The organism is Pseudomonas sp. SDO524_S393 (assembly GCF_054071875.1).
Genome location: NZ_JBSVVZ010000001.1, coordinates 104345 through 128155 on the forward strand (window position 1 = coordinate 104345; position 23811 = coordinate 128155).

22 protein-coding genes and 2 tRNA genes are annotated in these 23811 nt (G+C 60.4%); 14 read left to right on the forward strand and 10 right to left on the reverse strand.

The window, feature by feature from the left end; all coding sequences use genetic code 11:
- Positions 1 to 203 precede the first annotated feature (203 nt).
- Both pvdQ and ACW9IB_RS00470 read left to right on the forward strand, forming a co-directional pair.
- Positions 204 to 2492, forward strand: coding sequence for a bifunctional acylase PvdQ (gene pvdQ / locus ACW9IB_RS00465; protein WP_457411767.1), 2289 nt, complete (start codon positions 204 to 206; stop codon positions 2490 to 2492).
- 211 nt (positions 2493 to 2703) lie between these two features.
- Positions 2704 to 2777 (forward strand) — tRNA-Cys (locus ACW9IB_RS00470).
- A 121-nt stretch (positions 2778 to 2898) separates the two neighbouring features.
- Here the strand turns inward: ACW9IB_RS00470 and ACW9IB_RS00475 are convergent.
- From ACW9IB_RS00475 to ACW9IB_RS00490, 4 genes are all read right to left on the reverse strand, one after another.
- Positions 2899 to 4152 (reverse strand): O-antigen ligase family protein, encoded by a 1254-nt coding sequence (locus ACW9IB_RS00475; RefSeq protein ID WP_457411769.1) that lies wholly within the window; start codon positions 4150 to 4152, stop codon positions 2899 to 2901.
- Between the two features lie 333 nt (positions 4153 to 4485).
- Positions 4486 to 5904 carry an efflux transporter outer membrane subunit gene (locus ACW9IB_RS00480; RefSeq protein ID WP_457411771.1) on the reverse strand — a complete coding sequence of 473 codons (1419 nt, stop codon included), beginning with the start codon at positions 5902 to 5904 and terminating at the stop codon, positions 4486 to 4488.
- On the reverse strand, positions 5901 to 7469 hold the full coding sequence (locus ACW9IB_RS00485; RefSeq protein WP_457411772.1) for a DHA2 family efflux MFS transporter permease subunit: 1569 nt from the start codon (positions 7467 to 7469) through the stop codon (positions 5901 to 5903). The genes ACW9IB_RS00480 and ACW9IB_RS00485 overlap by 4 nt, the downstream gene beginning before the upstream one ends.
- Positions 7462 to 8571 (reverse strand): HlyD family secretion protein, encoded by a 1110-nt coding sequence (locus ACW9IB_RS00490; RefSeq protein WP_457411774.1) that lies wholly within the window; start codon positions 8569 to 8571, stop codon positions 7462 to 7464. The genes ACW9IB_RS00485 and ACW9IB_RS00490 overlap by 8 nt, the downstream gene beginning before the upstream one ends.
- 98 nt (positions 8572 to 8669) lie before the next feature.
- Here ACW9IB_RS00490 and ACW9IB_RS00495 point away from each other — a divergent pair, with 98 nt between their 5' ends.
- From ACW9IB_RS00495 to ACW9IB_RS00525, 7 genes are all read left to right on the forward strand, one after another.
- Complete coding sequence (locus ACW9IB_RS00495; RefSeq protein ID WP_457364360.1) at positions 8670 to 9377, forward strand: CerR family C-terminal domain-containing protein; 708 nt, start codon at positions 8670 to 8672, stop codon at positions 9375 to 9377.
- Positions 9378 to 9551: 174 nt separating this feature from the next.
- The gene (locus tag ACW9IB_RS00500; protein WP_457364487.1) at positions 9552 to 10016 is read left to right on the forward strand and encodes a hypothetical protein; all 465 of its coding nucleotides are present in this window, start codon (positions 9552 to 9554) and stop codon (positions 10014 to 10016) included.
- 273 nt (positions 10017 to 10289) lie between these two features.
- A complete protein-coding gene (locus tag ACW9IB_RS00505; RefSeq protein ID WP_457411775.1) occupies positions 10290 to 10769 on the forward strand; it encodes a hypothetical protein in 480 nt (159 codons plus the stop codon).
- Positions 10770 to 10864: 95 nt separating this feature from the next.
- Positions 10865 to 11473 carry a LysE family translocator gene (locus ACW9IB_RS00510; protein ID WP_457411776.1) on the forward strand — a complete coding sequence of 203 codons (609 nt, stop codon included), beginning with the start codon at positions 10865 to 10867 and terminating at the stop codon, positions 11471 to 11473.
- Positions 11474 to 11634: 161 nt separating this feature from the next.
- Positions 11635 to 12654 (forward strand): hypothetical protein, encoded by a 1020-nt coding sequence (locus ACW9IB_RS00515; RefSeq protein ID WP_457411777.1) that lies wholly within the window; start codon positions 11635 to 11637, stop codon positions 12652 to 12654.
- 393 nt (positions 12655 to 13047) lie between these two features.
- The gene (locus ACW9IB_RS00520; protein WP_457364364.1) at positions 13048 to 13668 is read left to right on the forward strand and encodes a LysE family transporter; all 621 of its coding nucleotides are present in this window, start codon (positions 13048 to 13050) and stop codon (positions 13666 to 13668) included.
- Between the two features lie 94 nt (positions 13669 to 13762).
- Complete coding sequence (locus ACW9IB_RS00525; RefSeq protein ID WP_457411955.1) at positions 13763 to 14746, forward strand: GlxA family transcriptional regulator; 984 nt, start codon at positions 13763 to 13765, stop codon at positions 14744 to 14746.
- 217 nt (positions 14747 to 14963) lie between these two features.
- On the opposite strand, the gene ACW9IB_RS00530 is transcribed toward ACW9IB_RS00525, so the two are convergent.
- A complete protein-coding gene (locus tag ACW9IB_RS00530) occupies positions 14964 to 15716 on the reverse strand; it encodes an SDR family NAD(P)-dependent oxidoreductase (RefSeq protein ID WP_457411779.1) in 753 nt (250 codons plus the stop codon).
- Positions 15717 to 15881: 165 nt separating this feature from the next.
- Here ACW9IB_RS00530 and ACW9IB_RS00535 point away from each other — a divergent pair, with 165 nt between their 5' ends.
- The 3 genes from ACW9IB_RS00535 to ACW9IB_RS00545 all read left to right on the forward strand — a co-directional run bounded on the left by ACW9IB_RS00535 (position 15882) and on the right by ACW9IB_RS00545 (position 19941).
- Positions 15882 to 16781 carry a helix-turn-helix domain-containing protein gene (locus ACW9IB_RS00535; RefSeq protein ID WP_457411781.1) on the forward strand — a complete coding sequence of 300 codons (900 nt, stop codon included), beginning with the start codon at positions 15882 to 15884 and terminating at the stop codon, positions 16779 to 16781.
- A 118-nt stretch (positions 16782 to 16899) separates the two neighbouring features.
- Positions 16900 to 18966, forward strand: coding sequence for a maltose alpha-D-glucosyltransferase (gene treS / locus ACW9IB_RS00540; RefSeq protein WP_457364367.1), 2067 nt, complete (start codon positions 16900 to 16902; stop codon positions 18964 to 18966).
- A gap of 102 nt (positions 18967 to 19068) precedes the next feature.
- Complete coding sequence (locus tag ACW9IB_RS00545) at positions 19069 to 19941, forward strand: intradiol ring-cleavage dioxygenase (RefSeq protein ID WP_457411782.1); 873 nt, start codon at positions 19069 to 19071, stop codon at positions 19939 to 19941.
- A 1-nt stretch (position 19942) separates the two neighbouring features.
- On the opposite strand, the gene ACW9IB_RS00550 is transcribed toward ACW9IB_RS00545, so the two are convergent.
- A complete protein-coding gene (locus ACW9IB_RS00550; protein ID WP_457411784.1) occupies positions 19943 to 20836 on the reverse strand; it encodes a LysR family transcriptional regulator in 894 nt (297 codons plus the stop codon).
- Positions 20837 to 20953: 117 nt separating this feature from the next.
- Between ACW9IB_RS00550 and ACW9IB_RS00555 the strand changes: the two genes are divergently transcribed.
- Both ACW9IB_RS00555 and ACW9IB_RS00560 read left to right on the forward strand, forming a co-directional pair.
- Complete coding sequence (locus ACW9IB_RS00555; protein ID WP_457411786.1) at positions 20954 to 21346, forward strand: tautomerase family protein; 393 nt, start codon at positions 20954 to 20956, stop codon at positions 21344 to 21346.
- Between the two features lie 145 nt (positions 21347 to 21491).
- Positions 21492 to 21707 carry a hypothetical protein gene (locus ACW9IB_RS00560; RefSeq protein ID WP_457364371.1) on the forward strand — a complete coding sequence of 72 codons (216 nt, stop codon included), beginning with the start codon at positions 21492 to 21494 and terminating at the stop codon, positions 21705 to 21707.
- Between the two features lie 167 nt (positions 21708 to 21874).
- Here the strand turns inward: ACW9IB_RS00560 and ACW9IB_RS00565 are convergent, their stop codons facing one another.
- The 4 genes from ACW9IB_RS00565 to ACW9IB_RS00580 all read right to left on the reverse strand — a co-directional run bounded on the left by ACW9IB_RS00565 (position 21875) and on the right by ACW9IB_RS00580 (position 23811).
- Positions 21875 to 22213: an antibiotic biosynthesis monooxygenase family protein gene (locus tag ACW9IB_RS00565; RefSeq protein ID WP_457411787.1), complete on the reverse strand. Its 339-nt coding sequence runs from the start codon at positions 22211 to 22213 to the stop codon at positions 21875 to 21877.
- Positions 22214 to 22254: 41 nt separating this feature from the next.
- Positions 22255 to 23229, reverse strand: coding sequence for a zinc-dependent alcohol dehydrogenase family protein (locus ACW9IB_RS00570; protein WP_457411788.1), 975 nt, complete (start codon positions 23227 to 23229; stop codon positions 22255 to 22257).
- Positions 23230 to 23291: 62 nt separating this feature from the next.
- Positions 23292 to 23594 (reverse strand): ArsR/SmtB family transcription factor, encoded by a 303-nt coding sequence (locus ACW9IB_RS00575; protein ID WP_457364374.1) that lies wholly within the window; start codon positions 23592 to 23594, stop codon positions 23292 to 23294.
- Positions 23595 to 23724: 130 nt separating this feature from the next.
- A tRNA-Leu gene (locus ACW9IB_RS00580) sits at positions 23725 to 23811 on the reverse strand.

Below are 23811 nucleotides of genomic sequence, written 5' to 3' on the forward strand. Positions count from 1 at the left end.
AAATGATGGCGCTCTTAGTAATAAGACGAACGAGCGAGCAAAATCATGAACGGATGTGTGTAGAAATTTTGTCGATGCCCATGTTGCGTCCCGTTGAACGCCTTAAATAAACGGCGGCCCGCGCTAAATTAATCCCGATTGTGTGCGTTCTTACGGTGGGGTAACTGCCCTGTGAGGGTGTTCAATTTGACTGTGGAGTCTGCGTGATTATTTCCAAGCGGTTGTCCGGTGTGTGCATGGCGGGTGTGATGCTGGGGCTGAGCCTGGCCGCCTCGGCACGGGAACAGGTGACACAGGCGTCGGCGGACATCCGTCGCACCAGCTTCGGCGTGCCCCATATCCGTGCCAGCGACGAGCGCGGCCTGGGTTACGGCATCGGTTATGCCTACGCCCAGGACAACCTGTGCCTGCTGGCCAATGAAGTGGTCACGGTGAATGGCCAGCGCGCCCAGTTCTTCGGCCCGGAGCAAGCGACCCTCGAAGAACGCAACAACCTGGCCAGCGATGTGTTTTTCACCTGGCTCAACTCACCCCAGGCCGTTGCGGCGTTCTGGAAAGCGCAAAGCCCGCAGATCCGGCAGCGCATCGAAGGCTATGTCGCCGGTTACAACCGATACCTGAAAGAGCAGGGCGCGCCCGTGCAGTGCCAGGCAGCCTGGGTGCGACCGCTGGTGGCTGAAGACCTGGTGAAGTTGACCCGTCGCTTGTTGGTGGAAGGCGGTGTTGGTCAATTCGCCGAAGCGCTGGTGGGCGCGGCGCCGCCGCAGGCGACGGCCAGCGTGCAGCCCGATGCCAAGGCTTTTGCCCTGGCGACGGCCCAACAGCAACGCTTCAGCCTGGATCGCGGCAGCAATGCAGTGGCCGTGGGCCGTGACCGTTCGTTCAATGGCCGCGGCATGCTGCTGGCGAACCCGCACTTTCCGTGGGTGGGCGGGATGCGTTTCTATCAGATGCACCTGACCATTCCTGGCCAGTTGGATGTGATGGGGGCTGCGCTGCCGGGCCTGCCGGTGGTGAACATCGGTTTCAACCAGCATGTGGCCTGGACCCATACGGTCGATACGTCCAAGCACTTCATGTTGTACCGTCTGACGCTGGACCCCAAGGATTCGACGCGTTACCTGCTGGACGGCAAATCCATCCCCCTGGACAAGACCACCCTGACGGTGCAGGTCAAACAGGCCGATGGCAGTCTCAAGGCGCAACCGCACACGGTTTACAGTTCGCAGTTTGGCCCGGTGGTGCAATGGCCCGGCAAGCTGGACTGGGACACTCACTACGCCTTCAGCCTGCGTGACGCCAACCTTGGTAACGACCGTGTGCTGCAACAGTGGTACGCGATGAACCGTGCCGGCAGCCTCAAAGAGCTGCAAACCTCGGTGCACACCTTGCAAGGTATCCCGTGGGTCAACACCCTGGCCGCCGATGACCAGGGCCAAAGCCTGTACATGAACCTGTCGGTGGTGCCCAACGTCAGCGCGGCCAAACTGGCTCAATGCAGCGATCCGCGTGCGGGCCTGCAATTGATCCTGCTGGACGGTGCCCATGGCGCCTGCGCCTGGGACGTTGACGCGCGCGCGGCCCAGGCCGGTATTTTTGCCGCAGACCAACTGCCGCAACTGGAACGCACCGACTACGTCCAGCACTCCAACGACTCGGCGTGGCTGGCCAACCCCAAGGCGCCGCTCACAGGTTTTTCACCGCTGATCAGCCAGGACAAAATCGGCCTGGGGCCGCGCGCGCGGTTTGCCCTACAGCGTCTGCAATCCCTGGAAAAGCAGCCGATCACAGTGGTCGATCTGCAAAACATGGTGATGGACAACGAGGTGTACCTGGCGAGCCAGGTCATGCCTGATCTGCTGGAATTCTGCGCCAAGCACCTCGGTACTGACGCGAGTACTTTGCAACCACTGTGCACCAGCCTGAAAGACTGGGACCAGCGCGCGAACCTCGACAGCGGCCTGGGCCTGGTGCACTTCACCGACCTGGTGGAACAACTGCAGGCCATCCCCGATGCCTGGCGCGTCGCCTTCGACCCGACGCAACCCCTGACCACGCCGCGTGGCCTGGCCATCGAGCGTGAGCCGGTGGCCAAGGCGCTGCGCAACGCCATGCTGGCGTCGAGTGCCGAGGTGGCCAAACTCGGCCTGACGGCGGACAGCCACTGGGGCGATGTGCAGGTGTCCGGCCAGACGCCGATCCATGGCGGCCCTCAGCAACTGGGGATCTACAACGCGATGCAAAGCGTGCCCCGGGCCGACGGCAAGCGTGAAGTGGTCAGCGGCAGCAGCTACCTGCAAATCGTCACCTTCGACGAAAAAGGCCCCCATGCCCTGGGCGTGCTGGCGTTTTCCTTGTCGAGCAATCCGGCTTCCCCGCACTTCAAGGACCAGACCGAAGCGTTCTCCCGGAAAACACTCAGCCCGTTGCCCTTTACCGAAGCCCAGATCAAGGCCGATCCCCAGTACCAAGAGCAACGGATCCAGGAGTAGGCCGACCACGCAACTCCTTGATGGCAAACCGAAATATTTTTGAAATCAAGGGGTTGCACGGGTTGGCAAATACGTACATAATGGCGCCCATCGAACGCATCGAAGCATTAAAAACTTCAATGTATTCAATGAGTTAGAGTAGAGACAGGGTTTAAAGCCCACTCAAGTTTTTACGCGGTGAGTGTTGATTGTAAAAGCACTGATCGTTTGAGGCCGAGTAGCAAAATGGTTATGCAGCGGATTGCAAATCCGCCTACGCCGGTTCGATTCCGACCTCGGCCTCCACTCTTGAAAACCCCGTAGATTAACGTCTACGGGGTTTTTTATTGCTCTGGATTCAGGGGGCGTTCTGCAACAACGATAGGCCTGAGCGTTCAACTCTTCGGTGAAAATTGCGCGCCGGCCATCATGAAACAGCATGCAATGAGTTGGAGTGGGGCGCCTTCATTATCCGACTTCTGCTGGACACCATCCCCAGCGTGATAGCCACCAAAGGATAAGCAAAATACTTTCCGTATAGCAGTAGAACGGAGGTAGTGGCGAGCATGCCGATGCACAGCGCGACGTCTTTTGATTTTTGACGTTTCAGCAAGGATTGCCGTGTGAAATAAACCAGCGGAATGGCCAGCATCAGACAGAAATAGATAAAGCCGAATAAACCCAGGTCCTGCCACGCGGACAATATATTGTGTATATACAAGCCAGGTTCATAGTTTCCGTAGGCGCCCAATAGAGGGTTTTCGATTATTTTTGATAAGCCTTCTTGTGCAATCTGATCCCTGACAATGGATGAGTTGTCTTCGGCCAGGTTGGCCAGTCTCAATGTTCTATTGTTCGAACTCTCATCGCTGAACGTGAGGACTGCGGTAATCGTTACTGCTGTGGCGATGGTAACGAGTAGTGCTTCCAGTATTCTGCGGTTGGACAGCGAAGACTCAAAAGTGGTGAAAAATATCAGGATGGCAACGAATTCGCTTCGCGCGCCGTTAAGATACAGACATGAGGCGGCAATGATGAATAAAATATATCTTTGTATTCTGGAGGTTGATTTTGCAATGGCCAAAATCATCGGGGGCATATAAGCCAGTGCAATAGTCTGGTAATTAGCCACCGATAACGGGTTTTCGGAGTGCGCGCTTAAGTCAAAGGCACCGTCGTTGGACTGATAAATGATGACGGCGCTCATCGCAAGACCCAGTGATGTAATGGTCTTTTTATAGCTGTTATCGAAGGCGTTGATATTTTTGAAAATAAAGTAGCAGGCTGCAAGGTTTACAAACAGCAGAAGGTTGTTCTGCGCGTTTTCTGTGTGCGGGCCGATGAGGTAGTGATAAGCAGAGACACCGCCAAAGAACATCATGAAAAACAGGAAAGTGATGTTTCTTTTTTCTATTGATTGTTTACTTAACAGGGTGAGTGTTGCATGCGTCATAAGTACTGCTGTCGCCAATGCTCCGACGATGCTTATGTACCCATTCAGAAATGGCGAGATGTAGTTAAGGCCAATGGCCGTATGATAAAAAAATGCGCCTGGAAACAATAGTAACAAAAATACGATTGACAATCTTTCGATGCTGGGTACGGAGGCATCCTTATGGGTTAAGAAAAAAATTATGCCATAAGAGTCTCGCTTGGGGCGAAGCGGGAGCCGGGCGGTCATGAATCAGCGCTGATGCTCACGCCGTCATTTGGGAGGGAGCCGGGCCAGAGAGATACTCTCGCAGGCCGGTAAATACCGACCATGCCGACACGCTGCTCACGACTTTTCATACAGACCCTAGTTTTTGAAGGCGTCAACGGCTGCGCAATAGGGACCTTTTTCAAAACGCGGTTATTGGAAAGAAAGCGTCTGATAGGGCTTCTTCTCAAGGGTCAGCGTTATGTTTTTTTGAGTGGAGTCGGTGACGATGGGTATGCCATCCCTCATGCTCATCTGGCGCGGTGCCTGGCGGAGGGCGGTCAGCCGATTGCCAGGGGAGTGTAAGCGCGGATGTCACAATGTCCACCCCAAGCCCAGCGCCTTGTGCAGCGACGCAAAATCCTTCAGCAACTCCGCGTCCCCCGAAATCCGGCTCTCCTGTGCCTGGTAGCGCGTGCGCTCCGCATCCAGCAAATCCAGCGTGCTGGCAGTACCCGCGCGATAGCGTTGGCGTGTCAGGTCGGCTGCGCGCACGGCGGACGATTCCACGTTGCGCAGCAGTACCACGTTCTGGCGTTGATGCCCGTAGCGCGCCAGTGCCACGTCTGCGTCACGCAATGCACTCAGCACCACGCTTTTATACTGGGCGAGGGCCTCGTCGCGGCCCGCTTCGGCGCCTTTGACGCTGGCCGCTACACGCCCGAAGTCCAGGGCGTTCCAGGTCAGCCTGGGCAGGATCAGCCAGGTGCCGTTGTCCTTGCGGGTCAGGTGGCCGGGGTCGCCGGCGGAGAATGACAAGTCACCCATGAAGTTGAGTTTGGGAAACCAGTCGGCGGTTTTCTCGCCGATCTGGGCGTTGCTGGCGGCGAGCTTGCGTTCGGCGACGCGGATGTCGGGGCGGGCCTTGAGCAAGGTGGCGGGATTGGCCAAAGGTACCTCGGCAGGAATACTCGGCAGGGCTTTGGTGCTGGCCAGGCGGTTGTCCAGTTCGCCGGGTTCCAGACCGCACAGCAGGCTCAGTTGGTCGAGGGATTCAACGATGGCTGCTTGCAGTGGCATGCGCTGGGCCTGGGTGTTTTCGGCCTGGGTCAACACTTGCTCCAGTTGCAGCTGTGAGGCCACTCCGCGACTGCGGCGTTGGCGGGTAAGGTCAAGGGCCTGGTTCTCGATATCGACGCTGGCGTCCACCAGGGCCAACCGAGCCTGCTGGTCGCGCAGGTCGGTGTAGGCTTGCACGACTTCGGCGGCCAGTTGCACTTGGGCATCGGCCAGTTGGGCTTGCGAAGCATCGGCTTCGGCCTGCGCCGCTTCGACGGCCCGGCGGGTGCCGCCGAACAGGTCGGCCTCCCAACTGGCGTCGAAGCCTGCAAGGTAGAGGTTCAAGGGGCCGCGTCCGCCACCGCCGCTGCCACCCAGCGCCGACGTGTCGGGCGAGCGCAGTTTCAACAGTGCCGCGTCGCCGGTCACCTTGGGCATCGCGTCTGCCCGGGCCCCGCTGAGGCTGGCGCGTGACTGCTTCACGCGGGCCTGGGCGGTGGCGATGTCAGGGCTATTTTGCAGAGCCTGGCTGACCAGCGCGTCCAGCTGTTTATCACCCAGGGCGTGCCACCACTGAGCGACGGCAGGTGTGCCGACGGCACTGTCGGCATGGGGCAGGTGACCGGCTGCCAGGGTTTTTGGCGCAACGTCGGGGGCGCCGTGGTAGTCCGGGCCGACGGTGCAGGCGGTCAGCAAGCCGACGGACAGGAGCAGGGGGAGGGAGCGAGCAATCATGGCTGTACCGTGCGCTTTTTCAGAATGAAGATCAGGGGCAGGCACGCAAGCATCGCGAGGCCCAGCAAGTAGAACGCGTCGTTGTAGGCCATCACCGAGGCTTGCCGCGCGATGTCGCTGGCCAATTGGGTGAGCGTCTGCAACTGCGCAGTGGAGGCATCGCCGGTTTGCGCCAGGTAGCTGGCGGTGTTGCTGGTCATGTGGTCCTGGGCCAGTTGGCTGTTGGCCAGGATGCCTTCGCGCAAACGGTCGTCATGGAAGTGGCTGCGGCGGTCCATCAGCACACCCAGCAACGCCAGGCCGATGGTGCCGCCCAGGTTGCGCGACATGTTGTAGAGCCCCGCCGCATCACCGGCATCCTTGGTCTCGACCGAACGCATGGACAACTGGCTGAGGGGCATCATCACCAGGATCTGCCCGAAGCCGCGCAGCAGTTGGGACCAGACAAAGTCATGGCCGACGCTGTCGGCGGTGAGTCGAGTGTCGACAAAACAACTGCCCCAATACAGCAGCAGGCCCAGGCCGACCATCCAGCGCAGGTCGTAGCGCCCGAGCATGCGCGGCAGGATCGGCATCAACAGAAATGCCGGTACGCCCGCCAGCAACATGATCGAGCCCGACTGTTCGGCGTTGTAGCCGGAGAGCAGGCCCAGGAACTGCGGCACCAGGTACGCCGTGCCATACAACCCGGCGCCGACGGTGGTGGCGATCAACAACACGCCGCCAAAACTTTTATTGAGCAACAACGGCAGGCGCAGGATCGGCGTGCTGGAACGGAACTGGCCGACCGCAATCAGGAAAAAACCGACCAGGGTAGTCACGCTCAGCCAGGTGATCAGCAGCGAGTCGAACCAGTGTTCGCGCTGACCTTCCTCAAGCACCACCGTCAGCGAACTCAGGCCCATGGCCAATCCCAGAATGCCCAGCCAGTCAGCACTGATGAAGCGTTGCAGGTTCATGCGCTCGGTGGGCAGGCCGGTGATCAGCAAGGTGATCAACGCAATGCTGATGGGCAGGTTGAGGAAGAAACACCAACGCCAGTTGATGTTTTCCGTGAGCCAGCCGCCGATAACCGGGCCCAGCAGCGGGCCGAGGATCACCGTCATGCCGAACATCGTTGTACCAATCGCCAGTTGGTGCGGGGGCAGGCGCGTGCGCACGATGGTCTGTGCGGTGGGGATCATGGCGCCGCCGGCAAAGCCCTGGCCGATACGCCCGGCGATCATCGCGCCAAGGCTGGAGGACAGGCCGCAGAACATCGAGAACAGGGTAAACATCAAGGCCGTGCCGATCAGGAACCGACGCAGGCCGAACACACGGGTCAGCCAGGCGGCGAGGGGGATCATGACGATTTCCGACATCAGGTACCCGGTGGCGATCCAAGTGCCTTCGGTGCCGGTGGCGCCGATCTGGCCCTGGATCTGCGGCAGCGCCGAGTTGGTGATCGACACGTCAAGGGTGGCCAGCAAGGCCCCCAGTGCCCCGGCGGCGACGGCGATCCAGTCGGTCAGCGAGGCATTGCGCGGTTTCTCGGCGGCCACCTCGGCCATCAGCGCTTCAGCCATGGTGGGCGTCCGCGTCGTGGGTGCGGGTGTCCACTTCCACGGTCGCCGACAGGCCCGGCATCAAGGCCGTGCGCACCTCATCCGGCACGTCCAGGGCAATGCGCACCGGCACGCGTTGTACGATTTTAGTGAAGTTGCCGGTGGCGTTGGACGGCGGCAGCAAGGCGAATTGCGCGCCGGTGCCCGGTGAAAGGCTGTCGATATGGCCTTGCAGCGTGCGTCCGGGCAGTGCGTCCACATGCACGCTGACCGACTGCCCGGCGCGCATCTCGCCGATCTGGGTTTCCTTGTAGTTGGCCGTGAGGTAAATGGCGCTGAGCGGCACCACGGTCAACAGGCGTGTGCCCGGTTGCACGTATTGGCCGACGCGTACGCCGCGGTCGGCGATACGGCCATCCAGCGGGCTGCGGATCACTGCGTCATCGACGTCCAGTTGGCTTTGCGCTTCGCTGGCACGGGCCACGCCGAGCTGCGCCTGGGCCTGCTTGAGCTGGGCCTGGAGCGTCCCGTAGCGGGTTTGGCTGGAGCGCAACGCGGCCTGTTTGGCGGCCACGGTACTGCGGGCCTGCGCCAATTGGTTGTTCAACTGCGCCAGGCGTTCTTCCGGCTCTGCGCCCGAACGGGCCAGCGGCGCGTAGCGGGCGACTTCAGTCTGGGCATGGCGTGCGTCGGCCTCGGCGCCTTGCAGTTGTGCACGGGCTTCGGCGATGGTCGAGTCCTGCTGCACCAGGTCGGCCTGGGCCTTGGCAAAGTCCGCTTCGCGGGCGGCAATGGTCGCCGAGGCTTCGTCACTCACGGCCTGGTATTTGCGCGCATCGAGTCGCACCAGGATGTCACCGCGCTTCACGTTCTGGTTGTCGGCCACCAGCACTTCGGCCACGTAACCGTTGATCTTCGGTGCCACGCTGATGCTGTCGGCCTGCAGGTAGGCGTCATCGGTGGTTTCGATGAAGCGCCCGGTGAGCCACCACCAGGCGGCCCACGACACACCGATCAGCAGCGCCACGCCGGCGAGGCTCAGCAGGATCCGTCGCGCCTTGCCGCGCTGGCCGTTGACGGTGTCTTCAGGCATGACCTGAGGGGAGGGAGGGGCAGCGGACATCGGGTCACTCCGGATTTATATCGGGTGGTATAAATTCCAATCTTCGCGAATTTTTGTCAACTGGTATATTTTGGTCCGATATTCGAAGGGAGTTGCCCATGGCACGACACAAACCAGCCGCCGAAGGGGGCTACCAACGGGGCGAGGAAACCCGCGCACGCATTGTCGAAGCTGCCGTCGCGGTGTTCGGCGAACGTGGCTACGACGGCGCATCCACCCGTGATATCGCCACCGCCGCCGGGGTGAATGCACCGGCGATCCAGTACTACTTCGACGGCAAGGAAGGGGTGTACCTGGAGTGCGTCGAACACTTGATCAGGTTGCTATGGGGCAAAATGGCCCCCAGTGTGGAGGCTGCCGAAGCCGCCCTGGCCGATGCCGAATCCGGCGACCCGGCACTGATCGAGGTGTCGCTGGGCATTCTCGGCACCGTGGTCTCGACCATCCAGGACAGCCCCCAGACCAGCGCGTGGCGCGCGTTCCTCGACCGGCATCAGGCCGGCCTGTGTCCGGAAAGCGCAACAATGGCGTTCGAAGAGCGCTTCAAGCTGCGCATTGGCCGGGTGATCCGCCAGTTGATCGCACGGCTGGCCGGCTTTGCCGTCGAGGACGATCGCACAGTGATTCACTCGATGGCGCTGTTTACCCAGGGCCTGGCGTTTCGCGTGCAGAAACCCAAGCTGCTCACGGCCCTCAAGTGGAGCGAAATCAATCAGAAGGAAATGGAACAGGTGCGCGATGTGGTGTTGATGCAGGCGCGCTTTACGCTGGAAGGGCTGGTGCGCCAGCGTGGCAAGCAGTCTTGATCAATGCTCTGCGTGAGTGCTCCGGCGGGCTGTCTCGGCATTTGGTCGCGACATTGGCGGTCCTTGTGAATTGTTGTGAAGGAGGTGATTAATGGCCACTGGCCCATGCTACCGTCCGTGACGGGCTATCGTCAGCTCGACGATTTCATTCGTTTCATTGAGGGAGCAGCGCCGATGTCTACTACTGTAACGCCCACTGGTGGCGGGTCGAACACTCCAAAAACCTCACCTTCGGTGTTCGACGACAAGTTGAACATCTCCAAGTCCAGCAAGGTCATCGCCGACTATATGCGCCAGAATGGCAAGTCGGCGATCACCAAGCAGGAACTGACGCAACTGGCCAACAATGCGTCGGGCAAGGTGCCGAAGGATGTGTCCGACGCGGCCAAGTACATGGAACGTCATCCGGATGTATTCACCGCCATCGAAACCCATGACGTGGCGGGTGCCGACAACCTGTCCGGCGTGTGGAACTTCGATTGGGCGGCCAACGGTGGGCTGAAAGGCACATCCACCGAAGCCATTGCCAAGATGCAGGACACTTTCGACCTGGCCATCGCCAAGTCGGCGCAGATCACCGAAATTTCCACGGCCAAGAAAGCCGAGCTGGATTCGACCAAGCAACGTCCGCAGAACTGAGCCGTTCCCGCCTCACACGACTCCCGGGGCAAAACCGGGAGTCGTCTGCTCATGCGATTGATCCTGAAGTTTCTCTTCAAAGCGCTTGTGGCTTGGGCGCCTTTTTCGCACCCATCCCGCGCCCTAAGCTGGCCCCTCGAACCCCAACGAGGACATGCCATGCCACTTTATCGCCGCCGGGCCGCAGGGGCCTGCTTCAAAATACTTGCACTCAGCCTTTCAGTCGCGTGGCTGGGATGCAGCCATGCCGCCACGGCGAAAGCAATCGCGCCTTTGGCCCAGTACGAACAACAGGCTCGTCAGTTCCAGCCGCTAAACGGCTTGGCCGCGACCAACAGCAATGACATCCGCCAGTTCATCTATGAATGGTTCACCCATTTCGAACACGCCTCCAGTGCCGACTACTTTCTCGCCCATCTGGATGACCAGCACCTGTCGGCGGTGTTCCCCGGCATGGCGCCGCTGACCAGCCACGCCGCGTTCGCCGACTGGTACAACAACCTGCTGGCCCAGACACTGTGGAATTTCCATGACGTGTCGGCCATCGAGATCAAGCAGACCGCCGCGCAGTCCTATCACGTCAGCTTCGTGGTCGACTGGTACGGGGAAGTGCGCGCCGACAGTGCGCAACTGGCCGGATGGCAGAGCCGCAGTGACAGCCGTGTCTACCATCGCAAGTTGCGCCAGGACTGGACGGTCAGGACAGGCGGCCCACTGGTGATCGAACAACTCACCGTCAGCGTCGTCCCTTGAAAGTGTATCCCTCGATCCGAGCATGGCTGTACGGGGCAGCCGGCCTCGCAAGCCATTAATGTCACTGGCATGCCTCTTCGCCCGGATACCGCGCCATGTTCATGTCCACCAGCCTATTGTCGGCCTTTGTACTGTTTGCCTTCGTGTCGTCGATCACACCCGGGCCGAACAACACGATGTTGCTGGCTTCGGGCGTGAACTTCGGCTTCCGTCGTTCGATGCCCCATGCATTGGGGATCAGCATCGGTTTCATGGTGCTGGTGATCGCCGTGGGCCTGGGGTTGGGCGAAGTGTTCAAGGTATTCCCGTGGGCGTACACGCTGCTGCGTTACGTCGGTGCGGCTTATCTGCTCTATCTGGCCTGGAAAATTGCCACGGCCGGGGGCATGTCCGAGGGTGGCGACGCGCAAGCCCGGCCCATGACCTTCCTCGGCGCGGCGGCCTTCCAGTGGGTGAACCCCAAGGCGTGGATCATGGCGCTGGGTGCCATCACCACCTACACGCCGGCCGAAGGTTATGTGGCCAACGTGCTGCTGATTGCCCTGGTGTTTGCCGTGGTCAACTTGCCCAGTGTGTGCATCTGGGTCGGTTGTGGCAGCGGTTTGCGCAATGTGTTGCGCGAACCGCGCTGGCTGCGCCTGTTCAATGGCTCGATGGCCGGGTTGCTGGTGCTGTCGCTGTACCCGATGTTGTTCTCGGGGTGAGGGAATGCCTATAGCCGCTTGCCGCCATTGACGGCTTTTGAGCGGCTATTGCATGCTCGCCGCTGCATGTCAGCCCTGCTACTGGATGTTGCGGCACGAAGCGATTGAACGGGTTCCTGGTTCAAGGGATCGCTTCAACACTCTCATTCGAGACCCTCAGCGTGAAGCGTCCTTTATTCCATTGCCTTGCCCTCGCGGTGCTTGCGAGTACCTCCGTTGCCGCGCACGCCGACACCCAAGTCGGTATTCGCGCCATCGAAACCGCCTACCATCAACTGCTCACCGAACTGGACCACAGCCGTGGCGCCCGTCCGGATGCCGATACCCGTCAGCGCATCATCCAGGCATCCCAGGTGTTTCAGGCCGCGATGCAGCGCGATGGCGGTGCCCGCGACAACCTGAACACCGACGTGAAAAACATCGTCAATTCCCTGAGCGACGGCAGCTACAGCGCCGATGGCAGCATTCGCGCCCTGCAACGAGACGCCAAGGGCAGCGTGATCGACGCCGGGCCCTGGGCGCCGGCATTGGCTGGCAGCCCGATCCGCCAACCCATCGGCACCCACTTGAACCAGACCAGCGAAGGCGACTGCGTGGGCATTTCGGTGGTCAAGGCGTTTTCCAACACCCGCACCGGTGCCGACATCCTGCAACGCGGCGTGACCCTGAATACCGACGGCAGCTTCAACGTCAGCCTGCCGGGGGCGCCGGGTACGGTGTTCCATTTGCAGGCGGGTGATCTGGACCAATACGGCAAGGGCGATGCGCCGGCAGCGGCGGTGGTGGGGGCGATGTTCCAGTATTTCCACCTGGACCCGGCAAAAGGTGCGCTGCCCACCAACAAAGTCATGGAGTTGCTGGCGGGTCAGTACGGTGATCACCTGCGCCTGGCCGACGCCCATAGCTCGCCTGACGACATCACCCGCTTCCTGCTGAGCAATGCCGGCGCAGTCGGCACGCGGGCGGCCATCGTGTTCGGCGGCAAACCGGCGCGCAATGGGGATTGGTCCAAGGGCGATGGGCATGCCTTTGCCATTCTCCATATCGACCCGGCGAGCGGACTGCTCAGTTACACCAACCCGTGGAACGAGGGCGTCCAGGTGCGCACCATCGCCATCAAGGAGCTGGCGATGCAGGCGGCGGGCACCTCGGCGGACTTTGAAATGGTGACGTTCCGCTAGGCTCAGACCGGCGAAATGGTCGCCAGCAGGCCGATACCGATGGTCAGCGCCAAAAAGCCGAACAGGAAAATTGCCATCTTGGTCATGGGACCTCCGGAGGGAAGGGCGGCAGGCACCTGCCTGTCGCGCCCGACAGGGATGTCGGGCGTGCGTTGATTGTCGGCGTCGAGGCGTTTTTGGTACAGATTCAGATAGTGAAGAAAAAACCGTATCAGATGCGCCGCCTCTCAGTAGGTTGAGGGGCTGGAGGGCAGCGGTTTTTTTGAGTATCAGGGAATAAAACCCAGGATTGCGCTGTTTTGTTCGATACAGCAACGCAATGGCGCTGAAACATCTTGTTCAGCTTTTATTGCGCGTTTTAGACTCGATCCACCTTTTCCGTGAGGCATTCCCATGTTCGGCGTAACTGACTACGGCTCCTTTGTGCTGGCGTTCATCCTTCTGCTGTTGATCCCGGGGCCGGGCAACCTGGCGTTGATCACCTCCACCAGCAAAGGCGGACTGCGTGCCGGCATAGCGGCCACGTTTGGTGCGATCCTGGGCGATCAGGTATTGATGTGGCTGGCGGTGGCCGGCGTTGCGGCCATCCTGCAATCCCACCCGGCGGCCTTCCATGCCGTGCAGTGGCTGGGTGCGGCCTACCTGATGTGGCTGGGCGCGAGCCTGTTGCTCGCCAAGCCGGGCGCCGCGTTGGTACTGGAGATCAAGCCTCGCCATTACCTGCGCCAGAGCGCAACGATCGCCTTGCTCAACCCCAAGACCATTGTGTTCTACATGGCGTTCTTCCCGCTGTTCATCGATCCGACCAGCAACCCGGGCTTTTCGACCTTTGCGTTCATGGGCGCAACCGTTGCCAGCCTGACCCTGATCTACGGCACGATCGTGGTGCTGCTGACCGGCTTTTTCGCCAGTCGCCTGCGCGCCAATGCCACGGCTTCGCGGGTGATGCAAAAGCTTGCGGGCATGTTTCTGGTCGGTTTCGGCCTGAAGCTGGCGGCGTTGCGCGCCGCCTGAGACAGCCGCTGCATTTGCCCCTAAGATGGCGCCCACTGCATCAACAACAAGAGTGGGCCAACCCTCGATGGAAAGACGTCAATTCAGCGGCGGCATGCAAGGCAAGAACCTGCGCTACCTCAACGATGCGCCCTGGCAGCCGACACCGGTCACCCGCGTCGGCTTCCTGTTGCTCGAACACTTCTCGCTTCCGGCCTTCACCCAGACCCTCGACACTCTGGTCACCGCCAACCTGCTGCGTCCCGAATTGTTCAAGTCCCGCACGTTCGGCTGGGACGATGGCGAAGTCATCAGCGATCTGGGGCTGGTCATCCGCCCGGACGCGCGCCTCGACGCAGCGGCGCTGCAAACCCTGGAACTGCTGGTGATCTGCGGTGGTTTCCGTACCGAACTCAAGGCCAGCGAAGATTTCATCCATCTGCTGCGCACCGCCGCCGAACACGGCATCCATCTTGCCGGGTTGTGGAACGGCTCCTGGTTCCTTGGGCGCGCCGGTCTGTTGCAGGGCTACCGTTGCGCGATCCACCCGGAACATCGCCCGGCCCTGGCGGAAGTGTCCAAGGCCACCCACGTCACCAGCGAACCCTATGTGATCGACCGCGACCGCTTGACTGCGTCCAGCCCCTCCGGCGCCTTCCATATGGCCCTGGACTGGATCAAAGGCCTGCACGGCAAGGCGCTGGTCGAAGGCATCGAAGACATTCTGGCCTTCGAAGAGTCTCGCTACCGCCGCGTCAAACCCACCGAAAACATCAGCGTCAGCGCGCCCTTGCGCGAAGTGGTGAAACTGATGGACGCCAACCTCGAAGAACCGCTGGAACTGGTCCAGTTGGCGGTCTACGCCGGCCGCTCACGCCGCCAGCTGGAGCGGCTGTTCAAGGAACAACTGGGCACCACGCCGCAACGCTACTACATGGAACTGCGCGTCACCGAAGCTCGCCGCCTGTTGCAGCACACCGAACTGTCGCAGGTGGAAGTGCTGGTGGCCTGCGGGTTTGTCTCGCCAAGCCACTTCAGCAAGTGCTACAGCTCGTATTTCGGATACCGCCCCTCCAAGGAAAAGCGGTTGGTCAAGTAGCTCCAGGTCGCGGGAGTTGTGTCAGGTGCAGAGGTACTTGCTGTGCCACCGTCTTCGCAGGCAAGCCAGCTCCGACATTAGAGCTCTATTGTTGGGGAGAAAGCGTCTGGCGCGCCGGCCCTGTTGGCAGAGCTCTTTCAGCCACAGCGAATCGCCTGTGGGAGCTGGCTTGCCTGCGAAAGCGGTAGCGCAGGCGCTGAAAAGATCGCCTGTCCGCTTAGCCGGCAACCACGCTCATACCGCCATCCGCCATGACCACTGAACCGACCATGTAAGACGCCTTGTTCGAGGCGAGAAATGCCACGACTTCAGCGATTTCTTCCGGCTGTGCGGCGCGTTTGATCGGTGCGGTTTCGCCGTGTTGTGCCAGGAAGCTCGGCCCGTCGGCGACGACGCTGTCGAGAATATGGGTGACCACATCCCCGGAGCCCACCGCGTTGACGCGAATGCCGTGCTCGATGACTTCCAGCGCGAGTGTCCGTGTGAGCTGCGCCAGCGCCCCCTTGGACGCGGTGTAGGCGGCAATGGTGGGAAACGCCTGGTACGCCGCGTAGGACGCAATGTTCACGATGGCGCCCGTGCCGTTGGGAATCATGGCTTTGATGGCTTCGCGCGAATGCAGGAACGCGGCGGTCACGTTGACGTTCTGCACGCGCTCCCAGTCTTCCCGGGTCATGTCGATCACCGGTTTGTTGATGATGATCCCGGCGTTGTTCACCAGTACATCCAGCCGCCCGAAGTGTTCGATGGCTTTGGCCACCGCCTGTTCGGCGACGCCGTCCCGGGTGATGTCCGCCACAAGGGGGACCAGCCCGGGACGAGCCAATTGCTCGACTGTCGGGTTTTTGTCTTCGGCGATGACGCTTGCACCTCGTTCATGCATCAGCAGCGCAACCGCGCGCCCAATACCGCTGGCGGCGCCGGTGACGAGTACGACTTTTCCGGCGAAGTCTTGAGGGATGGTATTCATTGAAACAGCACTCCTGATCGAATTAAGGCACCCAGGCCGACAGGCATTGGATGAGGGCCTACTGTCCGCTGTTGGCCCATTCGAATCTGGAGGGTGTTTGTCGAAACTATTGTGATCTTGCTTTTTATTGCTACCGTTAACGCCCATATACACGTTGGCCACTTGATGAAACCACTTGAACGAATCGCTGCGCAGTCGATGCCGCATTACCTGGCGCCCAGTCCCGTTGAAGCGCCTGCGCATTGGTTGCACCCGGATGTCCAGATACAGGTGTTCACCCATGCCAGCACTGCCCACGCCATCATGGTGCCGGCGGTGGCCGAACCGCTGTTGGTGCTGGTGCTTTGCGGAGGTGCACGGGTGCAGGAACGCGAGTTGGGGCAGGGGTGGAGCAACAGTGACGTCGGTGTCGACGATTTTTTCCTGACCCAGGCTGAGCGGCCTTACGAAATGCGTTGGCAAACCCGAGGCGAAGCGACGTTCCAGGTGGTGCATCTGTACCTGAGCCAACGTCTGCTGGACCAGGCGGCGGCTGATCTTCAACAGCACGGTCAACGTATACGCCTGGTCGAGCTGTCCGGGGCCAGGGATGCTCACGTGGCGTGCCTGGTGCGCTGCATCCACCAGGAGCTGGCCGGGCACCGCACGCCCAGCAATCTTTCTGCCACCGGCCTGGCCCAGGCTTTGGCGGTGCATCTGGTACGGCACTATCGTGAGCATGGCACACAGGCCAAGCCGCGAAATGCCTTGCCCGCATATCAACTGCGACGGGTGATTCAACGGATGGAGCAAGCGTTGGACCTCGACCTGAGTCTGGACGACTTCGCCGAAGAAGCGGGGTTGAGCCGCTTCTACTTCAGCCGCCTGTTCCACCAGGCGACCGGTCATTCGCCGTCGCAGTTCTTTATTCGGCTGCGCATGGCCAGGGCCCGTGAGCTCTTGTCGAGCACTTCCCAGAGCATCATCCAGATCGCCCTGGAGGTGGGTTACAACAGCCCGGCGCATTTCGCCCAGGTGTTCCGGCGTCACACCGGCATGACGCCGCGCGAGTACCGACAACAGTAGGCGTCGCCTCATGCGTGATGGCAGATTCGATGCAACGAATGGCCACGGGGCGCCTCATATGCTTACCACCGGCTGAATCTGCCGGTTGGATTCACTCACGACGACGGGTATCGAGCTTATGACGGCGGCGGACAAGGACCATGTGAACTGGCTGGTGGAACAATCGATGCTGCACGCGGCGCGGCAGCGGGCCCGGCTTTATTCGGGGCAGGGTCGCTTGTGGCAGCAGCCTTACGCACAAACCCGGCCCCGTGATGCCAGTGCCTTGTCCTCGGTGTGGTTCACCGCATATCCCGCGTCGATCATCACCCGCGACGGCGGCACGGTGCTTGAAGCCCTGGGGGACGAAAGCCTGTGGCACGCGCTGTCTAAAATCGGTATTCAGGGCATTCACAATGGTCCGCTGAAAAAGTCCGGGGGCCTGTCCGGCACGCGGCACACGCCGACCATCGATGGCAATTTCGACCGCATCAGCTTCGACATCGACCCGCAACTCGGCACCGAAGCACAGTTGCAGGCCATGACCCGCATGGCTGCGGCGCATAACGCAGTGATCATTGACGATGTGATCCCGTCGCACACCGGCAAGGGGGCGGACTTTCGCCTGGCCGAGATGGCTTATGAGGATTACCCGGGCCTGTACCACATGGTGGAGATCCGCGAGGAAGACTGGCCGCTCCTGCCCGAGGTGGCCGAGGGGCGCGATGCGCAGAACCTCAGCCCGTTGCAGGTCGATGCCCTGCGCGACAAGCATTACATCGTCGGCCAACTGCAACGGGTGATCTTCTTCGAGCCCGGGGTGAAGGAGACCGACTGGAGCGCCACGCCCGTGGTGGTCGGTGTGGACGGCAAGCCGCGGCGCTGGGTGTACCTGCATTACTTCAAGGAGGGCCAGCCGTCGCTTAACTGGCTCGATCCGTCCTTCGCCGCGCAGCAGATGATCATTGGCGATGCGCTGCATGCCATCGACGTGATGGGCGCCAAGATCCTGCGTCTGGACGCCAACGGTTTTCTCGGCGTGGAACGCAAGCTGGAAGGCTCGGCGTGGTCGGAGAGCCATCCGTTGTCGATCACTGGCAACCAACTGTTGGGCGGGGCGATCCGCAAGGCGGGCGGGTTCAGCTTCCAGGAGCTGAACCTGACCGTCGACGATATCGCCGCCATGTCCCACGGCGGCGCCGACCTGTCCTATGACTTCATCACCCGGCCCGCCTACCAACACGCCTTGCTGATGGGCGACACCGAGTTCCTTCGCCTCATGCTGCGCCAGATGCACAGCCTGGGCATCGATCCCGGCTCGTTGATCCATGCCCTGCAAAACCATGACGAGTTGACCCTGGAACTCGTGCATTTCTGGACGCTGCATGCCCATGACACCTTCCTGTATCAGGGCCAGACGTTCCCCGGCAATATCCTGCGCGAGCATATCCGCGAGCAGATGTACGAACGCCTGGCCGGCGAACACGCGCCGTATAACCTCAAGTTCGTCACCAATGGCGTGGCCTGCACCACCGTCAGCCTGATCACGGCAGCGCTGGGCATTCGCGAGCTGGAGGCGATCAGCGCGGCGGACATCCAGCAGATTCGCCAGATTCATTTGCTGTTGGTGATGTACAACGCGATGCAGCCCGGGGTATTTGCCCTGTCCGGCTGGGACTTGGTAGGCGCGCTGCCGCTGGCCGCCGATGAGGTGGCGCACCTGATGACCGACGGCGATACGCGCTGGATTCATCGCGGCGCCTACGACCTGGTGGACCTCAACCCGGACGCCGAGCTGTCGGCCGGGCAGATGCCGCGCGCGAATACGCTGTATGGCAGTTTGAACAGCCAGTTGCAGGACCCGGCGTCCTTCGCTTCGCAGTTGCAGAAAATCCTCGCCGTACGCCGCGCCTACGACATTGCCGCAAGCCGCCAGATCCAGGTGCCGGACGTGGACCACCCAGGGCTGCTGGTGATGGTCCACGAGCTGCCTGCCGGCAAAGGCACGCAGATCACCGCCTTGAATTTCGGCGCCACGCCGCTCACCGAAACCCTGCACTTGCCCGACGTTGCGCCAGGTCCGGTGGTGGACATCATCAACGAGCGGGTCGAAGGCGACCTGACGCCCGAGGGCGAGTTCACCATCACGCTGGACGCCTACGAAGGGCTGGCGCTGCGCGTGGTCAGCAGTTCGCCGATGCTCTAGTGGAATAAACCGGCATACCGGGGTGTTTCTGGAATAACCCATAAAACAACAAGGGTTCTCCGGAGTATCCGCCCCGGAGCGCTGATGTGCCGGAGCCTGCCCATGTCCCATCCCGACCGTGTTTTCGAATCGCTGATTACTCAACAAGCCGTCGACAGTTTCAACGACGCGCCAGACGCCCGCTTCAAGCAAGTGATGCAGAGCCTGGTTCGCCACCTGCACGCGTTCGCCAGTGAGGTGGAGCTGACCGAGCAGGAGTGGTTCGAAGCCATCGGTTTTCTGACCGAAACGGGTCAGCTGTGCGATGGGGCGGTGCGTCAGGAATTCATTCTGCTGTCGGACACCCTGGGCCTGTCGATGCTGGTGGACGCGGTCAACCACCGGCAGAGTGCCAAGGCCACGCAAACCACGGTGTTCGGACCGTTCTACATTGACGGCATGCCGGAGCGTGTCTTTGGCGAAAACATGGCCCTTACGCCCGGCGAATCCACCTTGATACACGGGCGCGTGCTGGACACCGAAGGTAAACCCTTGGCCAATGCGCTGCTGGATGTCTGGCAGACCGCCGGCAATGGCATGTATTCAGGACAGGACGTCGATCAACCGTTCGGCAACCTGCGCGGACGGTATCGCACCGATGAGCAGGGCAACTATGCGATCCGCACGATCCTGCCGGTGTGCTATCCGATCCCGGACGACGGCACTGTCGGGCGCATGCTGCATGCCGCCAACCGTCACATCTGGCGGCCCGGGCATGTGCATTTCATGCTGGAAGCGCCGGGTTATCGCAAGTTGGTGACCCACCTGTTCACTGAGGGGGACCCGTACCTGGCGTCCGATGCGGTGTTTGGCGTCAAGGCGTCGTTGCAGGTGGCCTATGCGCCACAGACGGCCCATGACGAGCTGTCCGCGAGGCTTGGCATGGCGCTGCCGTTCAAGCGTGCGCATTACGACTTTGTGCTGGAGCGTGAGTGATTCAGGCTGACAACCCTTGCGCGATGGTCTCGGCCAGCCACTGATTGGCCCGTCGCAAATTGCCGGGGTGGGGCGATTGGGTCATCCACACGCCCAAGGTCAACTGAAAGTCGCTGAGCTCGACGATGCTCAGTTCATCCGCATAGGCAGTGCCGGGCAATAGCGTGCGGGGGATCAGGCCCAATCCCAGCCCGGCGGCCACCATGCGCATCTGCACGCCGGCGCCGTGGGTGTCGACGGCGAGCTTCAAGCGTTGGCCGCGACTGCCCATGGCCGCTTCCAGCGCCGCGCGGTAGCCGCAGCCTTTGGGGTTCAACACCCATTCCAGGGAGGCTAATTGGTGGATGTCACTGGCGGCGCGGACCAGGGGATGGTGCTTGCTTTGCACCACCAGAATATCGAGCGTGGTGAGCAAGTGGCTGTCCAGGCCGGCGGGCGGGCGGTTGGCCGCCGGCAGCATCAATGTGGCCGCATCCAGTTCGCCCGCGAGCATCTGTTGCTCAAGCGTCGAGCTCCAGTCGGTGACGATCTGCATCTCCAGGCCGGGCAGTTCGGTGCGGATCCGCGTGACCACCTCCAGCACCACCGCATCCGCGACGATCTGCGTCAAACCCACCCGATAGCGACCGCTGGGCAAGGCGTTTTCCTGGGGAATACTCAGCAGATGGTCGGCGTCGCGCAGCAGATCCACGGCTTTCTCATAGATGCGCCAGCCCATGGCATTGGGCAAAGGCGGGCGAGTGGAGCGGTCGAACAAGGCCTCACCCAGGGTTTCTTCCAAGTGCTGGATGCGCCGGGATACGGCGGATTGCGTCAGGCACAAGGTCTGCGCAGCGCGGGTCAGCGACGCACTCTCGACGACCGTCACGAACGCTTTCAAATCCTGAAATAGCATGCTTATTACTCATCATGATTTGGAAAATTATGCGCTTGATGAATCAATAGGTCGAGACTAGCGTAATCACCACGGGCCGCCGCCGTGGATAGGCCGTTTACCCTTGAGATGATTGCCATGCCTTTAGTTCGAATCGACCTCGCCGCCGACACTTCCGCTGAAACCGCTGCGGCGATCGGCGATGTGGTGTATGCCGCCATGACCAGCGTGGCCAATGTGCCGGAGCACGACAAATTCCAGATCATCAACCGCCATGCCCGGGATGAATTGGTGTATCCCGCCGCCGGCTACCTCGGCGTGACCTATACGCCGCGCATTGTGTTTATCCAGGTGACCTGGAACGCCGGCCGCACGGTTGAAGTGAAAAAGGCGTTCTACCGGTTCATCGCCGAGGGCATCCACGCAAAAACCGGCCTGCGCAAGGAAGACGTGTGGATCAGCCTGGTGGACGTGAAGCGCGAAGACTGGTCGTTCGGCAACGGTGAGATGCAGTACGCGCCGACGGAATGATGTGGTGGTTTTGGGAGGTACCCCGGCAATTGCCGGGGTGTTCAAGCTCTTAATAGGCGTCCTCAAAATACTCACAATTCTTTACTTCTCACGAACCACTGCAAGGCTAACCTTTTCAGCATGTGGCGGCTCATGCCGCCTTTGAATGATCGAGGAAAAGATGATGCTGGATTTGCAAGGGCGCACATTGCGTAACAGTGACGAGACACTGGCACGGGTTCTTGAACAAAAAAGGGCGGTTGACGAGATGCTGGACAAAGGATCGGCGGCGGCCCGCGACAGTCACAATCGTAAATATGCCGCTATCTTCGACGCGATCATCGCCTCGCATGGAGACGGTGCACCGTCTGCCAAGTCCTAGGCAGTTGCTGGAAAGTTATTGCGAGACAAAAAGATAAGGGCGACCGGCCACTAGCATTCGATCTGACCAGTCGCACGTATGTCTAATGAGTGATAGTCCCCATCCACGACCGGCAGCTAACGACCCAAAGCTGCCGGTCAGCTCCTGCGTAAATCGGCCAAAAGCAGTCAGCCTCGCCATTCTACGAAACCGGCAACTACCTGTTCGCCAGCAGAAAAAGCAGCTCCTTCAATGTGGTAGACCCTCGGTTCTTCCGAAAAATATTCTTCCAGGCCTGCCATGAATATCCGATGGTCTTCACTCTCTTCGAAGCCCGGCGTGTGATCTTCAAGTGAAGCCCAACGCACTATCAAATTAAACCGCTCGGGGCTTTCAATTCCTTGCGCGAGCAAGTGTCCGCCGTAACCCTTCGCACGGGTGAGCAATGGAGCGACTTCGGCAAATGCACGTCTGAAATTTTCAATGCGTTCTTTGTGGACGGGGAGCAGAGCGATTTCATAAATCATGGTGTTCCTCTCATATGACTTGAACAGTTAAAAGTACGAACCTACGAAATAAGCGATGGCTCGACTGCAATCGCGATTTTTCCTTGAATGCCGTTGTTGGGCTTTTCCAGTCGGGCATGGGCGAGCGCAATGTCGGCAAGCGAATAGACAGCGCCGACGTGTGGCCGCAGCTGACCGCGCTCTACCAATGCGCTCAGCTCATCCAGTTTGCCCCGGTTCTGTCTGGTGAAAACGAAGTGATAACTCGCGTTCTTGCCCCATGCCTGGACAAGGTTCTGCGGCTGAGCAATGTCCACAATCGAGACCACGCGGCCGAGTTGAGCGAGCACATCAGGGCTGCGCGTCAACGTGTTGCCGCCGATGGTGTCGAACACCACATCGACTCCGCGGCCATGCGTTTCCCGATTGATGACATCGACGTAATCCTCCTTTTCATAGTCGATAACCACATCGGCCCCCATGCTTCGTGCGAACTCGAAGTGTGCTTCGCGCACGGTCGTGAAGACCCGCGCTCCAATGGCCTTGGCGACCTGGATCGCGATATGACCTACGCCTCCCGCGCCGCCGTGGATCAGGATGCTTTCTCCCACTCTGAGCACTGCACGACCGGTCAATGCTTCCCACACCGTCCCGCCAACCAGGGTCAGACTTGCCGCTTCGAGATGGCTCAGCGATGGCGGTTTCTTCCCGATAATGCTTTCGGCTGCAACCTGGTATTCGGCGTAACTGCCTGGCCCTTCAAATATCTGCGGGGTGTACCAGACTTCGTCGCCCGGAGCGAAGGACGTCACCCCCGGCCCGACTTCTTCGACAACCCCCGAGACGTCGTGTCCGGTAATGGCCGGTAGTTGCACCAGGTCGGAATAGTCACCACGTCGAACCTGATAATCCAAGGGGTTGATGGAGGTCGCGTGTACCCGCACCAGGACTTGTCCCGCACCCGGCACTGGCTTGGGCACGTCGCAGAGTTCGAACGATTCCGGGCCGCCAAATGACTTAAGCATCAACGCTTTCATTGTGAATCCTCATATCGATAAAAAGGGATATCGAGATATTTCGATATCATGCGGTAAAAAAATTACAGATCTGTCCCTATGATCTTGGCAAGCGCACTGATGGTGGCTTCATTGCGCTTGTAGTAGGTCCACTGACCGATGCGCCTGACCTCGACCAGGCCCACTCGTTGCAGTGTTGCAAGATAACCAGACACCGTTGACTGCGACAGCCCGATGCCTTCCTGAATACTACTGACGCAGACCCCCACCGTGAGAACGTCTCCTTCATCCTGTGGAGGAAAGTTCTTAACGGGGTCCTTCAGGCCTTTGAGGATTTCAAGGCGTGTAGGGTTGGAGAGGGCTTTGAATATTTCGAGTAATTCCATGAGCGCAAGATATCGAGATTTACCGATATGTCAATACAAGAGTCAAAAGAGGATGAAACAGATCCAGAAATTGCGGAACACAAAAGATAAGGGCCTGCATGAAGTTCATCATGCAAGCCCTTGATATCTATGGTGCCCGAAGCCGGAATCGAACCGGCACGCCCTTTCGAGCGGGGGATTTTAAGTCCCATGCGTCTACCAGTTTCGCCATTCGGGC